Origin of the sequence: Kitasatospora kazusensis, assembly GCF_039529945.1 — a bacterium.
Classification (GTDB): Bacteria; Actinomycetota; Actinomycetes; order Streptomycetales; family Streptomycetaceae; genus Kitasatospora; species Kitasatospora kazusensis.
Genome location: NZ_BAAANT010000025.1, coordinates 1 through 12,574 on the forward strand (window position 1 = coordinate 1; position 12,574 = coordinate 12,574).

Genomic DNA, 12,574 nt, shown 5'->3' on the forward strand with positions numbered 1-12,574 from the left:
TACCTCACAGCACATGACTACCGGGACCGGCCCTCCGCAGGCAGGTGAACGCTACTGCTTCACCCATCCGAGCGACATCACGAGTTCAACTTCAGTACTTGTACCAGTAGCGGACGCCGTGGTGGCCGGAGCAGGTGCCGGAGAAGTGCTTACTGTAGGAGTAGGTGCCGTCCTAGTGTCCTGCGCCGGGAATTCGATCAAGATATGAGGCGAGGCGTTCGAGGATCTCGTCGGCGGTCTTCGTCCAGGCGAAGGGGCGGGGGTTCTCGTTCCAGGTCTTGATCCAGTTGCGGAAGTACGGGTGCGGACCGGTCGAGTGCCTGGATCCGGGACTTCCCGTCCACGCACAGCACCAGGGCCCGTTCCGGTGGGTCCAGGTACAGGGCCACCACGTCGCGCACCCAAGCACGATCCGGCACCGCTGGGCCAGCGCCTGCGAGGACTTCGCCCGCCGCGACCAACGCACCAGCGTCGCCCGCTCATCCTCGGACAACACCAACTGGGCCATCGGCCGCCCCATCGTCGCCATAGGGCCGGTCTAGTTATTCAACGAACTCCTGGCGCAAGACACTAGATGACCTGCTCCAAGGGGCTGGTCCGAGTTTGACGCCTGTCGTGGTTGGGCCGGGTGGATGCGTCAGGTGATGAGGGGGCGTAGGCCGGCCTGGGCGCGTTCGACGAGCTTCCTGGCGGTGTGGTCGGAGACTCCGAGGTGGCGGCCGATCTGGCGGAATGACCGTTCCGGTCGGTCGTCCAGGCCGTAGCGCAGGATCAGTGCCTCGGCCTCGCGCGGTTCGATGCGGGCCAGGCCGGTACGGACGGCTCTGGTGAAGTCCTGCGCGACAGCGGCAGGTTCGGGATCGGTCAGAACATAGCCGGGTGCTGGTAGTTCTTCGTACTCCTCGGGGCCGGTGATGCCAAGTTGTCGGTGGAGCGCAGCGACGATCGTCGGTGAGATGCCCAGCGCGGCCGCCGCCAGGTTCAGGCTGTCGGAGTTCTCGTCCAGGGCGCGGCGCAGGGCGACGGTGCGTCCGACGAGGCCGGCGGGCACGACGGCGGGGAACTCCTGTTGGGAGATGGCGCGCTGGATCTCCTTGCGTACCCAGGTGTGCGCGTATGCGCCGAAGGGCACGGCGCGCTCGGGCTCGAAGCGGCTGGCGGCGATCAGCAGCCCGAGGATGCCGGCCTGGCGCAGATCTGCCCGGTCGATGTGCCAGGTGCGGTAGCGGGCGGCCTCGCGCTCGACGAGATGTCCGTGCGTGGTCACGAGGCGCTCCCGCTCGCAGGCGTCGGGTCCGGCCTGCTGGCTGCTCACGGTGGTGGTCTCCTCGGGTTGGTCCCTGTGTTTGCCGCCTCTACGGATACCGGGCAGAGCGCGGAACGCGAGGTTCGCACTGCCGTCGGCTGCCGGTATCCCTTCTGGCGACCGAGCAACACCGTCCTGGAAAGGCCACCTCGTGCCTGATGTCAGCAATGCCGCCTGGCAAGCATTCAAGATCATCCCTTATGGGGCGGTCCTGCACGTGCCCGCGAGCTGGGAGGCGCTGCCCCCCGTCCCGGCGAACGGCCCGGAAATTCTGCGTGCCACCGGAGGACCGGGCCGGCACTTGATCGTGTTCAAGATGCCCGCCGGGGGACGCAGTGCCGTGCAGGTGGCCGCCGCCGCACAGGAGCGACTCGCTGCGCACGGCTTCGAGGACTTCACGCGCACCGAGGTCCGGTTTGCCGGTCTGCCGGGGGCGATGTTGGAGTTCGCCACCCGTAACAACGAGGGAACGGTCACCCGCCGGACGCGGGAGTACTTCGCCGTGCGCGGGAGCGCCGCCTTCGCGCTCGGGATGGGAAGCACAGCGTGGGAGGAGCACCTGCCGCTCATCGAGGAGATCGCCGGCCGGTTCGAACTCGCCGAATGACCTGACCCTGCTCCTCCTGCCCCCGGGGCTTCGCCCTGATGGTCCGTGCCCTGCAGGGAACTCGGGCGCTGACCGCCGCGATCTGGCACAACGAACGCACCGGCCAACCCGTCTGCGCTCACTTACCGCGTACGACTGGAATAGATCATCGAGGGTCTGTCCGAGGCGGCAGCGGTGGCAACCCGGGCGCCGCAGGGTCGAGCGCCGCAAGGCCGGGCGCTGGGAGATCAGCGGTGGATCAGGCGGTAGGGGGCTGCAGGGCGGGCGTGCCCAGCGCCACGGCGGTGGCCAGGCCGGCCATCACCAGGAGTGCTATCAGGAGCCCGCCGCACACGGCTTTCGCCGACCGTGGCTCGCGGTCCGGCGGGGAGATGTTGCTCCGGTGGCGCGCCGCCTCGGCGACGAACGCGAACGGAACGGACTGTGCTCCGTGGGCCATGCGGCTGCTCCTTCGGTCTGTGTGTCTGCCCGGCCCGGTTGGCCCGGTCGGGCCCGATGCGGGCCGCCCGGTTCGGATGGCCGGGTTCGACGCGGTGAGCTTGTCCGATTGGGTGAGTTTAAACCCGAAAAACTACTGAATGTCCGTCAGTGGGGCTCCACCCGCCTTCGTCACCCCTCCGCTTCGCCTCGGCGCCCCGCCGTACGGCAGGATGGCGGAGACAACATCAGGAGCTACCGCCAGGAGCGTCCATGGGCCAGACCGACCGGTCGGTCAACCGCTACCGCATCGGGGAGGCGGCGGCGATGCTCGGCGTGAGTGCCGACACCATGCGGCGCTGGGTCGACGCGGGCCGGCTCGAAGCCGAGCGGGACGAGCACGGGCACCGGATCATCGCCGGCGCGCGGTTGGCCGCGTTCGCCCGCGAGCTCGCCAGGCCCGAGAACGCCGAGGCCGAGGGCCGGCCCTCGTCCGCCCGCAACCGCTTCCCCGGCATCGTCACCAACGTGATCCTCGGGGACGTGGCCGCGCAGGTGGAGATCCAGGCCGGTCCCTTCCGGGTGGTCTCGCTGATCAGCCGGGACTCGGCGGAGGAACTGGGCCTGGTGCCCGGCGCTCCGGCCACCGCCGTCATCAAGTCGACCAACGTGGTGATCGAGCGGAGCTGAGGGCGCCTCCCTGCCCTCCGCCCCCTGCCCCCGCCCCTGCCTCTGTCCCTACCCCTGCACCGTCCGACACGCGGACGAGCGACGAGTGAGGATGCCAGTGCCCACGTCCGCCCTGCCCCGGCCGGTGTTCGATGCCCGGCCCGTGCTCGCGGTCGCCCACCGGGGTGACCCGTACCGCTTCCGGGAGAACACCCTCGCCTCGGTGGAGTCCGCCCTCGCGGCCGGTGCCGATGCCGTCGAGGTGGACGTCCAGCTGACCCGGGACGGCGTGCCCGTCCTGCTGCACGACCTGACGTTGGAACGCCTCTGGGGCGACCCCCGGGCGGTCGGCGCGGTCACCCTGGACCAGCTCGGCTCGCTGGGGAGCCCGGGCATCCGGGTGCCGACCCTGGCCGAGGGGCTCAAGGCGGTCGCCGCCACGCCCGCCGCCCGGCTGCTGATCGACCTGGACACCGCCGGCCCGGCCGCCGCCACCTGGCAGGCCGTCAGCGGTCTCGGGGCCGAGGACCGGGTGGCCTTCTGCGGCCCCGTCGGCGCGCTGCTCGCCGTCCGGGAGCTCGCGCCGGACGCTGAGCTGGCGCTCACCTGGAAGCTGCCCCAGCTGCCCGGCCGGGCGCTGCTGGCCGACCTCCGGCCGCGCTACCTGAACCCGCCGTTCGGCCTGGTGGACGAGGACTTCACCGCTGCCGCCCACGAGGCCGGACTCGCCGTCAGCACCTGGACGGTGGACCGCCGCCGCACCATGACCCGGCTGCTCCGGGCCGGTGTCGACTCGCTGACCAGCAACCGGGTCGCGCTGCTGCGCTCGGTCCTGGACGCCCACACCCGGGGAGCGAGGCGCTGACCGCCGCGCTGACCCGCCGCGCGCTCGGACGGGCCCTGCTGGCCCGCCAGCACCTGCTCGCCCGGACCACGGACACTGCGGAGGCGATGGTCGGGCACCTGGTCGGCCTCCAGGCCCAGGCCGTGCCGGAGCCGCCCTACTTCGGGCTCTGGTCGCGGCTCGACGGCTTCCGTCCCGAGGCGCTGACCGAGCTGATCGAGCGCCGCCGGGTGGTCCGGGTCGCACTTCAGCGCGGCACCATCCACCTGGTGACGGCGGCTGACTGCCGCACCCTGCGCCCGCTCGTCCAGCCGGTGCTGGACCGCGCGCTGCGCGGTGCGTACGGCAAGCGGCTGGCAGGCCTGGACCCGGCGGAGGTGGCGGCGCGCGGCCGGGGGCTGGTCGAGGCCGAGCCGCGTACCTTCCAGCAGCTCGGGCAGTTGCTGGGGCCGGCCTACCCGGACCGCGACCCGGCGGCGCTGGCGCAGGCCGTCCGGGCCGGCCTGGCGCTGGTGCAGGTCCCGCCGCGCGGTCTGTGGGGGCGCAGCGGGCCGGCCGCGCACACCACCGCCGAGCACTGGCTCGGGCAGCCACTGGACCCGGCGCCGTCGCTCGCGGCGATGGTGCGGCGCTATCTGACGGCGTTCGGCCCGGCCACCGCCGCCGACGTGCAGAAGTGGTGCGGCCTGACCGGGCTCGGCCCGGTCCTCGCGGGGCTGGCGCCCGAGCTGGTGCTGCTCCGGGACGAGCAGGGCCGGACGCTGTACGACCTCACGGACGCGCCGCGCCCCGGCGAGGACGTGCCGGCGCCCGTCCGGCTGCTCGCGCCGTTCGACAACCTGCTGCTCTCGCACGCCGACCGGAGCAGAGTCCTGCCCGAGGAGTACCGGACGCGGGTGATGACGCAGAACGGGATCGTGCTGGGCACTCTGCTGGTGGACGGGCTGGTGGCCGGGGTCTGGCGGATCGAGGCCGGGACCCTGCGGGTGCGGCCGTTCGCGCCGCTGCGCTCCTCGGAGCTGGCGGCGACCGAGGAGGAGGGCGCACTGCTGCTCGACTTCACGGGGGGCGAGCGGGTCGTGGTGGAGCCGGCCGACGGCTGAGCGGCGCCGAAGGCTCCGCCGTACCCGGGCCCGGGGGGCTCGGCTCCGCCGTGTGCGGCGGTGTCGCCTCCGGCTTCGCGCGGTCCGGCGTGCCTCTGGGGGTTTCCGAGGGACCTGCGGCCCGGGTGCGGCGGGCCCGTACCGGAGTCTGCGGGGAGCGGCGCCGGGTCGTGGTCCCCGTCCGTACGCCCCCGAATGGACCCGCGCGGGTCGCGGTCGCATCGTGGCATGGGGACTGTGGGGAGAGACGGCTCGGGAGTGGTCCCGGCCCTGGACCCCGGGTGGTCTCCTGTGAGCGGATGGTTTGTCGGGTCGGGCGCGGCGTCCGGCGGGCGGCGTGGGGCGCTGGTGCTGCTGGCGGTGGTGGCCGGGCTGTCGGCGTGCAGCAGTTCCTCCGGCGGATCCTCGCCCACGCCGTCCCCCGGGAGCACCAGCCCGTTCTCGCCGGCCACCTCCTCCTTCTCGGGTTCGCCGCCCTCCGCGCTCGCCTCGCTCGCCTCCTCGGCGCAGGCGGCCGTCTCCTCCGCCGCCGCGTCGGCCTCGGCCGCCGCCGCGTCCTTCGAGGCCTCGGTCTCCGCCGGGCGCGCGCAGGCCCAGGCCTCCGCCTCGGCCGCGCTGGCGGCGGTCGCCGGCGGAGGGAACGCGCTGGGCGAGGTGACGATCACCGGCGTGCCGATCGCGACCACCGGCGGACTGAACGCGGTGGTGGTGACGATCGCCAACTCGACGTTGAAGACCGCCTCCTACGCCGTGCAGGTCGACTTCACGGACACGACCGGCCACACCGTGGACAGCGCCGTGGTGGGAGCCGAGAACGTCGCGCCGGGCGAGAAGGCGATGCCGGTCGCCTTCAGCGCCAAGTCCCGGGGCGTCGCGCTGGTCCCCGTGGTGACCCGCGCGGTCCGCTACTGAGAGACGCCGTCCGGCCGTCGGCTCCCGTCCGGGTGGAGCGGACGGCCGCCGGTCCGTGCACCTCCCGGCCGTGGACTCCCCGCCGTGAATTCCTCGCTGCGGACTCCTGGCCATCGACTTCCAGAACAGGACGAAGGGAAACACATGTCCGAGCTCATCGTTATCGGGTACGAGGACCTGGCGGTCGCGAAGAACGCGTACGCCGAGGTCCAGGGCCTGCAGAAGGACCTCGTCGTCAATCTCACCGGGCTGGCCGTGGTCTCGGTGGACAAGGACGGCAAGAACCACGTCGAGACCCCCAGCGCGATCGTCGGGGCGTCGGCCGCCTCGGGCGCCCTGTGGGGCATGATCTTCGGGCTGCTGTTCCTGGTGCCCGGTATCGGGTTCCTGCTGGGCGGCGCCATCGGCGGGTTGCTGGGCAAGCTCGGCAAGTCGGGGATCAACGAGCAGTTCCGGGACCAGGTGCAGGCGCTGCTCAAGCCGGGTTCCGCCGCCGTCGTGATCATGGCTTCGAAGATCACCGAGGACAAGTTCGCCACGGCGATGCAGCCCTACGGCGGGACCGTGCTCAAGACCTCCCTCACCGACGAGGACGAGAAGGAGCTCGCCGAGCACCTGGCGGGATCCCAGTGAGCTAGACCCCGCCCGCGGGTGTGGTGCGGGCCGGCGTGAAGCGGAAGGCGCGGCCCGTGCCTTCCGCTTCACGCTGCCGGGGCGGGCGACGGCAGCCGGCAGTTGGCCTTCGACGGTTGGCCGTCGGAGCGAGCCCGGCAGACGGGGATCGATCGGATATCCGGTCAGGCGGTGTGCCGCGAGGTGTGCGGCCGGCCTGGTGGCAGGGCGGAGGCGGGCATGGCGCAGGAGTCCACCCACGGGGGCACGCCGGATGCGCGGTCGGGCGGGGGATCGGGCGGGGGGCCGGGCGGCAGCCGCAGGCCGTACCAGTCGTTGCCGCCCGGGGTGCGGGCTGCCGCCGCGTGGTCCGTCGCGGTGATCATCTTCATCTCGGTCGCCGCCCTGGTGGTCTACGCCTTCGTCGCCCTGCGCGCGGCCACCGTCCCGCTGATCCTGGCCCTGCTCGGCACGGCGTTGCTGTACCCCGTGATGCCGTGGCTGGTCGGGCACGGCCTGCGGCGCAGTCTGGCGGCCGCACTGACCTGTGTCGTCCTGGTCGCGGTGGTGTGCGGGGTGCTGGGCGTGCTCACCAACTCGCTGGTGCACAGCGCCCCGCAGATCGCCGAGTCGCTGAAACAGGCGGGCCATCAGCTGGCCGGCTGGCTGGGCCCGACCGGCGTCAAGCTCCAGCAGGGGCTCGCGGACGCGGCCGGCTCCGGCAGTTCGGCGGGAGGTTCGCTGGTCGGCTCGCTGGCCAGCGGCGTGCTCTCCGGCCTCGGCATCGCCACCGAGTTCCTCACCGGCGGCATCCTGGCCCTCGCGCTGGTCTTCTTCTTCCTGCGCGACGGCCACCGCAGCGGCGACCTCGTCCACTCGCTGCTGCCCGCCGAGCGGGCCGACCTGGTCGTCGCCTGCGGGCAGCGGGCGTTCGCCGCGATGGCCGGCTTCATGCGGGGCACCACCCTGATCGCCCTGATCGACGCCACCTTCATCACCGTCGGCCTGGTGATCCTCGGCGTACCGGGCGCGGCCGGACTGGGCGCGCTGGTGTTCCTCGGCGCCTTCATCCCCTTCATCGGGGCGTTCCTCTCCGGCACGGTCGCCGTGCTGGTGGCGCTCGCCGACGGCGGACTCGGCACCGCGCTGTGGACCCTCGGCGTGGTGCTCGCCGTACAGATGGTCGAGGGCAACATCCTGCAGCCCGTGATCCAGAGCCGCACCGTCGAACTCCACCCGGCCACCATCATGTTCGCGGTGGTCGCGGGCGCCGGCGTCGCCGGAATCCTCGGCGCCCTGCTGGCGGTCCCGCTCTGCGCGGCGGCGGTCGGCGTCGTCTCGGTGCTGCGCGGTACGAGCACCACGGCGGCCGAGCGGTAGAGCACCGGGCGGGCCCCGCAGCCGCCGGTGCCCGCGGGCTCAGGCGGTCGGCGCCGGGACGTACGTGCCGATCCAGCGGTCCAGTTCGGCGAAGACCCGGGTACGGGCCTGCTCGCCGGAGAGGACCAGGTCGTGCATGCCGCCGTCGATCCGGACGGTGGTGACGTGCCGGCCGAGCCGGGGGGCGAGCGCGGCGATGTCGTCGGCGCGCAGCACCGCGTCCGTGTGCAGCAGCGCCGGGTCCCACTTGCCGGTGACGGTGGAGGCGGTGGAGGCCATCAGCAGGACCGGGCAGTCGATGCCCAGGCCGCGCCGCACCTGGCGGTGCCCGCGCTGGATGGCGGCGAGCCAGCCGGCGTACAGCGGGAAGCCCTCGGCGGGCTTGAGGGCGAGGTCGAAGTCCCAGCTGCCCCGGTGGTCGCGGTGCAGGCTGTGCACGTAGTGCGGGTTCAGCGGTGCGGGCAGCTTGCTGGTGGCGGCGAACCGGCCGAGCGCCTGGACGGCGGGTGCGCCCAGGGTGCGCACGGCCGGGCTGGTGGGCATGGCGAGGAACGGGCTGTTGAGGAAGAGCGCGTCGACCGTGCCGCCGCCAGCCCGCCGCGCGGCCCACAGCGAGGCCACCAGGCCGCCGGTGGAGTGGCCGTTCACCAGCAGCTGGGTGTGGCCGTCCTGCTCGCGGATGACCCGGACCGCCTCGTCCAGCTCCTCGTCGTAGGCGGCCAGGTCGCGGACGAAGTTCGGCGACTGGTGCGGACGCAGGGAGCGGCCGTACTTGCGCAGGTCCAGGGCGTAGAAGGAGAAGCCTGCGGCGACGAAGTGCTCGGCGAGGTTGGTCTGGAAGAAGTAGTCGGTGTAGCCGTGCAGGTAGAGCACCGCCCGCCGGGAGCCCGGGGCCAGCCACCTGACCAGCGTCGCGCTGGCGGCGCCCTCCTCGTCGGGCGCCAGCGGCAGCTCCGCGGCCTCGTACGGGGCACCCAGGATGTCTTCTCGGAACTCCACGTCTGCCGCACCCGATCTCTGCTCTGGACCTGCCGCTTCGGCCTTCGCCGCTTACCGGAACACCGACCATACCGGCCGGTAGCCCGGCGCGTGCCGTCGGCTCCGCCGCAGGGGCCTATGCTGCCGTCATGCCGACAGACACCGCCGCCGTGAGGCACCCGGACCGCCCGTCCGCCGCGTACGCACAGGTGCCGGCGTGACCGGTGGGACCGGGGCGACCGGGGTGACCGCCGGGGCCGAGCAGGACGACCGGCTGCCGGTACTGCGCCCGGTCGCCCTCGGTACCGCGAAGCTGATGCCCGACATCGACCACGAGCAGGGCTGGCTGCTCACCCTGGACGGCACCCCGCAGTCGTACGTCGACCTCGCGGACCCGACGCACCTGGAGTTCGAGTACACCCGGCGGATCGCCCACCTGCTCGACGTGCTCGCCCCCGCCGGAGCACCGCTGGCCGCGCTGCACCTGGGCGGCGGCGCGCTCACCCTGCCGCGCTACCTCGCCGCCACCAGGCCCGGCTCCCGGCAGCACGTGGTGGAGGTCGACGGCCCGCTGGTGCGCCTGGTCGCCGACCACCTGCCCTGGCCGTCCGGCATCGACGTCACCGTCGGCGACGCCCGCGAAGCCCTCGGGACGACTGCGGCGGCCTCGGTGGACGTACTCGTCGCGGACGTGTTCCACGGCTCGCGCACCCCCGCCCACCTCACCTCCGTCGAGTTCCTGCGGGAGGCGGCGGCCGTGCTGCGCCCCGGCGGCTGCTACGCCGCGAACCTCGCGGACGGCCCGCCGCTGGCCTTCGCCAAGGCCCAGGCCGCCACGCTGCGCGAGGTGTTCCCGCAGGTCTGCCTGGCCGCCGAGCCCTCGGTGCTGCGCGGGCGCCGTTACGGCAACGTGCTGCTGGTCGGCTCCGACCGGCCGCTGCCGGTGGCCGAACTGGGCCGCCGCCTGGCCGGCGACGCCTTCCCAGCCCGGCTCTGCGACGCGGCCGAGCTGTCCGCACTGGTCCGGGGCACGGCGCCGGTGCCGGACGCGGCCGCCGAGGACTCACCGCCACCGCCGGACGGCGCGTTCAGCGTCGGCTGAACGCGGGGTCGACAGCGGGGGTCGCCGGGCGGGCGCCGGGCGGGTGCCGGGCCGGTGGCGGGCTGATCGGGCGTCAGCGCGGCGGCGGTGCCAGAATGCCAGCAACGGGCCACACGAGAGGGCCACACGAAGGGGAGCAGCCGGATGACGTCGCAGCAGCCCGAGCAGGTCAAGGCGGAGCTGGGGGTGATCCCGGAGACCGCGCTCTGGACGCTCTACCAGCGCGCCGCCGAAGCCCGTCGGCCCGACGCGATGCTGCACGATCCCAAGGCCGTCGAGCTGGTGGACCGGCTCGACCACCCGTTCGCGGAGCGGTTCGGCACCAGCCCCCTCCAGGCCCGGCTGCAGGCCATGCGGGTGGCCTGCTTCGACCGGGAGGTGGCCGACTTCCTGGAGCGGGAGCCGCGCGGCACGGTGGTCTGCCTGGGGGAGGGGCTGGAGACCCAGTTCTGGCGGATCGACAACGGGCGGGCCCACTGGCTCACCGTGGACCTGCCCGAATCGGTGGAGCTGCGTGAGCGGCTGCTGCCGCCCGGTCCGCGCCAGCGGTACCTGGCCGCCGACGCCACCGACCTCGGCTGGGCCGAGGAGGTGGACCGCAGTCACGGGGTGCTGCTCACCGCGCAGGGGTTGTTGATGTACCTGCGGCCGGCCCAGGTACGTGCCCTGATCGCGGGCTGCGCCGAGCTGTTCCCGGGCGGTTCGCTGGTGCTGGACGCGGTGCCGCACTGGTTCGCCCGGCTGACCCGCAGCGGCAGGATGCGCACCCACGGCTACCAGGTGCCGCCGATGCCCTGGTCGATGGACGCGGGGGAACGGGCCAAGCTCCGCAGCGCCGACCCGGCGGTGGCCGCCGTGCGGGACGTCCGGCCGAGCGGGCGTGGGCTCGCCGGTGCGTTGCTGCCGCTCGCCCTGACCGTCCCGCCGCTGTCCACCCGGCGCCCCTCGGTCACCGTCCTGGACTTCGCCGAGCGGCCCGGGCGGCCGTAGTACGAGCTGCCCGCGCCGGGGAGGCCGACGTCCTCGGGAGCGAGGCCGCCCCGGGAGTGCGGCCGCCCCGGCGCAGGTGGAAGGGTTACGGCGCGCCCAGCGACCACAGCCCGGTCTTGGCCCAGGCGCCGACGATGGCCACGTCGGGGTTCTGGTGGCGCAGCGCGGCCCAGTGGCCGGCCAGCAGTTGGAGCCGGACGGTCAGGGGCAGTTGGGCCAGTGCCGGGGGCAGCCCGGCGGCCGCGCCGGTGGCGGTCAGGGTGCCGACGGTGACACCCTCCTCCTCGGCGGCCTCACCCAGAGCGGCGACCAGGCCGTCCGGGTCGGCGTCGGGCTCCAGGAGCAGCAGGCCGTCCGCGGCGCCGAACGGCACCGCGGAGCCGTGCAGGTACAGCTCTGCCTCGAAGCCCTCGGCCAGGATCCGCGCCGCCTCGCGAACCTTCAGCGCGCCCTCGCGCGCGGTGACGCCCCAGGGCCCGGCGCCGATCACGGCCAGCGCCCGGGCGGGGAGCGCGACCTCGTCCAGGCCGGGGTCCTGGCAGACCTCGCGGATCGCCCCGGCGGCGCGGTGCAGCTGCTCGGGGCCGTAGTTCTCGGCGCCCAGCCGGTGTGCCAGCCCGGCCAGCACGGTGAGGGCGGCGGTGTAGCTGACGGTGTAGGTCTCGGACTGCTCCTTCGCCACCGTCCGGATCGCCTCGGGCCACTCGGTGCCGACGCCGGTGATCGTCACCGTGCGGGCGCCTGCGGCCAGAGCCTGCTCGCGGCAGCGGAGGGCGAAGGCCGTCTCGGCCGTGTGGGTGATCACCACCACGGCGTCGTCCGTGCGCAGCGGCGCCCCCCAGCGGGCGAACTGCGCCGCCGTGGACCAGCGGGCGTCCAGCCCGGCGTGGGTGAGCATCATGGCGCCGAGCTCGGCGGCGTGCTGGCTCGTCCCGGTGCCGAGCAGCAGCACCCGGCCGGCTCCGGCGAGGCGCTCGGCGGCCGCCGACAGGTCGGCCTCGGCCAGCCGGTCGACGGCCTCCGCCTGGGCGTGGATCATGCGGTGGAGGGCGGTCTCCTGGAAGGTGCGGGGCATGGGGGTCACTTCCTTGGGGCGGTGGCGCGGGTGGCCGTGCAGATGAGGTGCGGCGAGTGGATGTGGAACGGGGCGAGGTCGTAGTCGCCGTACAGCCCGGCCGTGGTGAAGCCCGCACGGGTGAGCAGGGCGGTGAGTTCGTGGGCGCTGTAGACGCGGTAGTCGGCGGTCACGCTCCGTCCGACCGTACCTGAGGTGGTGTCAAAAGCATCGATGTTCCACCTGATCCGGCTGGTGAGCGGGGTGAACCGCTCCTCGTACAGGTAGGTCGTGCCGGTGCCGGCGTCGAAGTTGCGGATGGCGAACTCGTCCGGGGCGGTGCCGAAGGACTCGCCGCTCCGGGTGAGGAACCGGTCCCGGTCCATCACGTCGATCAGCAGTCGGCCGCCCGGCGCCAAGGCGTCGTGCGCCTCGCGCAGGACGGCCAGGTTCTCCTCGTCCGTGTCGAAGAAGCCGAAGCTGGTGTGCAGGCTCACCACGGCGTCGAACGAGCCCTGCGGGAGGCGCTCAGGTCGCGCATGTCGGCCTGCACGAAGGAGGCCTGGTGCCCGGCCGCCGGTCCGCAGCGGCTGAACCTCC

15 protein-coding genes and 3 pseudogenes are annotated in these 12,574 nt (G+C 73.5%); 10 read left to right on the plus strand and 8 right to left on the minus strand.

Annotation, left to right across the window (positions count from 1 at the left end):
* Positions 1-91 precede the first annotated feature (91 nt).
* The 3 genes and pseudogenes from ABD330_RS20430 to ABD330_RS20440 all read right to left on the minus strand — a co-directional run.
* A pseudogene (locus ABD330_RS20430) lies at positions 92-163 on the minus strand (DUF3761 domain-containing protein); the annotation flags it as partial.
* Between the two features lie 127 nt (positions 164-290).
* Positions 291-401: pseudogene (locus tag ABD330_RS20435) on the minus strand (IS630 family transposase); the annotation flags it as partial.
* A gap of 236 nt (positions 402-637) precedes the next feature.
* Positions 638-1,315: a sigma-70 family RNA polymerase sigma factor gene (locus tag ABD330_RS20440; RefSeq protein ID WP_344467169.1), complete on the minus strand. Its 678-nt coding sequence runs from the start codon at positions 1,313-1,315 to the stop codon at positions 638-640.
* A 142-nt stretch (positions 1,316-1,457) separates the two neighbouring features.
* Between ABD330_RS20440 and ABD330_RS20445 the strand changes: the two genes are divergently transcribed.
* Both ABD330_RS20445 and ABD330_RS32510 read left to right on the plus strand, forming a co-directional pair.
* Entirely contained in the window at positions 1,458-1,913 is a 456-nt protein-coding gene (locus tag ABD330_RS20445; protein ID WP_344467171.1) for a hypothetical protein, read from the plus strand.
* A 41-nt stretch (positions 1,914-1,954) separates the two neighbouring features.
* Positions 1,955-2,049 (plus strand): annotated as a pseudogene (locus tag ABD330_RS32510) (IS982 family transposase); the annotation flags it as partial.
* 102 nt (positions 2,050-2,151) lie between these two features.
* On the opposite strand, the gene ABD330_RS20450 reads toward ABD330_RS32510, so the two are convergent.
* Positions 2,152-2,352 (minus strand): hypothetical protein, encoded by a 201-nt coding sequence (locus ABD330_RS20450; protein WP_344467173.1) that lies wholly within the window; start codon positions 2,350-2,352, stop codon positions 2,152-2,154.
* 251 nt (positions 2,353-2,603) lie between these two features.
* Here ABD330_RS20450 and ABD330_RS20455 point away from each other — a divergent pair, with 251 nt between their 5' ends.
* The 5 genes from ABD330_RS20455 to ABD330_RS20475 all read left to right on the plus strand — a co-directional run bounded on the left by ABD330_RS20455 (position 2,604) and on the right by ABD330_RS20475 (position 6,491).
* Positions 2,604-3,020 (plus strand): TOBE domain-containing protein, encoded by a 417-nt coding sequence (locus tag ABD330_RS20455; protein WP_344467174.1) that lies wholly within the window; start codon positions 2,604-2,606, stop codon positions 3,018-3,020.
* A 91-nt stretch (positions 3,021-3,111) separates the two neighbouring features.
* Entirely contained in the window at positions 3,112-3,864 is a 753-nt protein-coding gene (locus ABD330_RS20460) for a glycerophosphodiester phosphodiesterase (RefSeq protein WP_425555593.1), read from the plus strand.
* 86 nt (positions 3,865-3,950) lie between these two features.
* Positions 3,951-4,946, plus strand: coding sequence for a winged helix DNA-binding domain-containing protein (locus tag ABD330_RS20465; RefSeq protein ID WP_344467178.1), 996 nt, complete (start codon positions 3,951-3,953; stop codon positions 4,944-4,946).
* Positions 4,947-5,237: 291 nt separating this feature from the next.
* Complete coding sequence (locus ABD330_RS20470; RefSeq protein WP_344467180.1) at positions 5,238-5,858, plus strand: hypothetical protein; 621 nt, start codon at positions 5,238-5,240, stop codon at positions 5,856-5,858.
* Positions 5,859-6,002: 144 nt separating this feature from the next.
* Positions 6,003-6,491: a DUF1269 domain-containing protein gene (locus ABD330_RS20475; protein WP_344467182.1), complete on the plus strand. Its 489-nt coding sequence runs from the start codon at positions 6,003-6,005 to the stop codon at positions 6,489-6,491.
* A gap of 164 nt (positions 6,492-6,655) precedes the next feature.
* Here ABD330_RS20475 and ABD330_RS20480 read toward each other — a convergent pair whose 3' ends face one another.
* Complete coding sequence (locus tag ABD330_RS20480) at positions 6,656-6,856, minus strand: hypothetical protein (protein WP_344467184.1); 201 nt, start codon at positions 6,854-6,856, stop codon at positions 6,656-6,658.
* Between ABD330_RS20480 and ABD330_RS20485 the strand changes: the two genes are divergently transcribed.
* Positions 6,849-7,850, plus strand: coding sequence for an AI-2E family transporter (locus tag ABD330_RS20485; protein WP_344467186.1), 1,002 nt, complete (start codon positions 6,849-6,851; stop codon positions 7,848-7,850). The genes ABD330_RS20480 and ABD330_RS20485 overlap by 8 nt on opposite strands.
* A 39-nt stretch (positions 7,851-7,889) precedes the next feature.
* On the opposite strand, the gene ABD330_RS20490 is transcribed toward ABD330_RS20485, so the two are convergent.
* The gene (locus tag ABD330_RS20490; RefSeq protein WP_344467188.1) at positions 7,890-8,849 is read right to left on the minus strand and encodes an alpha/beta hydrolase; all 960 of its coding nucleotides are present in this window, start codon (positions 8,847-8,849) and stop codon (positions 7,890-7,892) included.
* A 295-nt stretch (positions 8,850-9,144) separates the two neighbouring features.
* Here ABD330_RS20490 and ABD330_RS20495 point away from each other — a divergent pair, with 295 nt between their 5' ends.
* Together ABD330_RS20495 and ABD330_RS20500 are read left to right on the plus strand one after the other, a co-directional pair.
* Entirely contained in the window at positions 9,145-9,930 is a 786-nt protein-coding gene (locus ABD330_RS20495) for a spermidine synthase (RefSeq protein WP_344467335.1), read from the plus strand.
* Positions 9,931-10,074: 144 nt separating this feature from the next.
* Positions 10,075-10,920: a class I SAM-dependent methyltransferase gene (locus ABD330_RS20500; protein ID WP_344467190.1), complete on the plus strand. Its 846-nt coding sequence runs from the start codon at positions 10,075-10,077 to the stop codon at positions 10,918-10,920.
* 85 nt (positions 10,921-11,005) lie between these two features.
* Here the strand turns inward: ABD330_RS20500 and ABD330_RS20505 are convergent, their stop codons facing one another.
* Positions 11,006-11,995: an SIS domain-containing protein gene (locus tag ABD330_RS20505; RefSeq protein ID WP_344467192.1), complete on the minus strand. Its 990-nt coding sequence runs from the start codon at positions 11,993-11,995 to the stop codon at positions 11,006-11,008.
* Between the two features lie 5 nt (positions 11,996-12,000).
* The gene (locus tag ABD330_RS20510) at positions 12,001-12,561 is read right to left on the minus strand and encodes a methyltransferase domain-containing protein (protein ID WP_344467337.1); all 561 of its coding nucleotides are present in this window, start codon (positions 12,559-12,561) and stop codon (positions 12,001-12,003) included.
* Positions 12,562-12,574: the final 13 nt, after the last annotated feature.

Excerpts from the sequence above, each read along its gene's own strand:
- ABD330_RS20480 (WP_344467184.1), bottom strand. The coding sequence starts at position 6,856 with ATGATCACCGCGACGGACCACGCGGCGGCAGCCCGCACCCCGGGCGGC.
- ABD330_RS20495 (WP_344467335.1), top strand. The coding sequence starts at position 9,145 with ATGCCCGACATCGACCACGAGCAGGGCTGGCTGCTCACCCTGGACGGC.
- ABD330_RS20500 (WP_344467190.1), top strand. The coding sequence starts at position 10,075 with ATGACGTCGCAGCAGCCCGAGCAGGTCAAGGCGGAGCTGGGGGTGATC.
- ABD330_RS20450 (WP_344467173.1), bottom strand. The coding sequence starts at position 2,352 with ATGGCCCACGGAGCACAGTCCGTTCCGTTCGCGTTCGTCGCCGAGGCG.
- ABD330_RS20455 (WP_344467174.1), top strand. The coding sequence starts at position 2,604 with ATGGGCCAGACCGACCGGTCGGTCAACCGCTACCGCATCGGGGAGGCG.
- ABD330_RS20475 (WP_344467182.1), top strand. The coding sequence starts at position 6,003 with ATGTCCGAGCTCATCGTTATCGGGTACGAGGACCTGGCGGTCGCGAAG.
- ABD330_RS20460 (WP_425555593.1), top strand. The coding sequence starts at position 3,112 with ATGCCAGTGCCCACGTCCGCCCTGCCCCGGCCGGTGTTCGATGCCCGG.
- ABD330_RS20505 (WP_344467192.1), bottom strand. The coding sequence starts at position 11,995 with ATGCCCCGCACCTTCCAGGAGACCGCCCTCCACCGCATGATCCACGCC.
- ABD330_RS20465 (WP_344467178.1), top strand. The coding sequence starts at position 3,951 with ATGGTCGGGCACCTGGTCGGCCTCCAGGCCCAGGCCGTGCCGGAGCCG.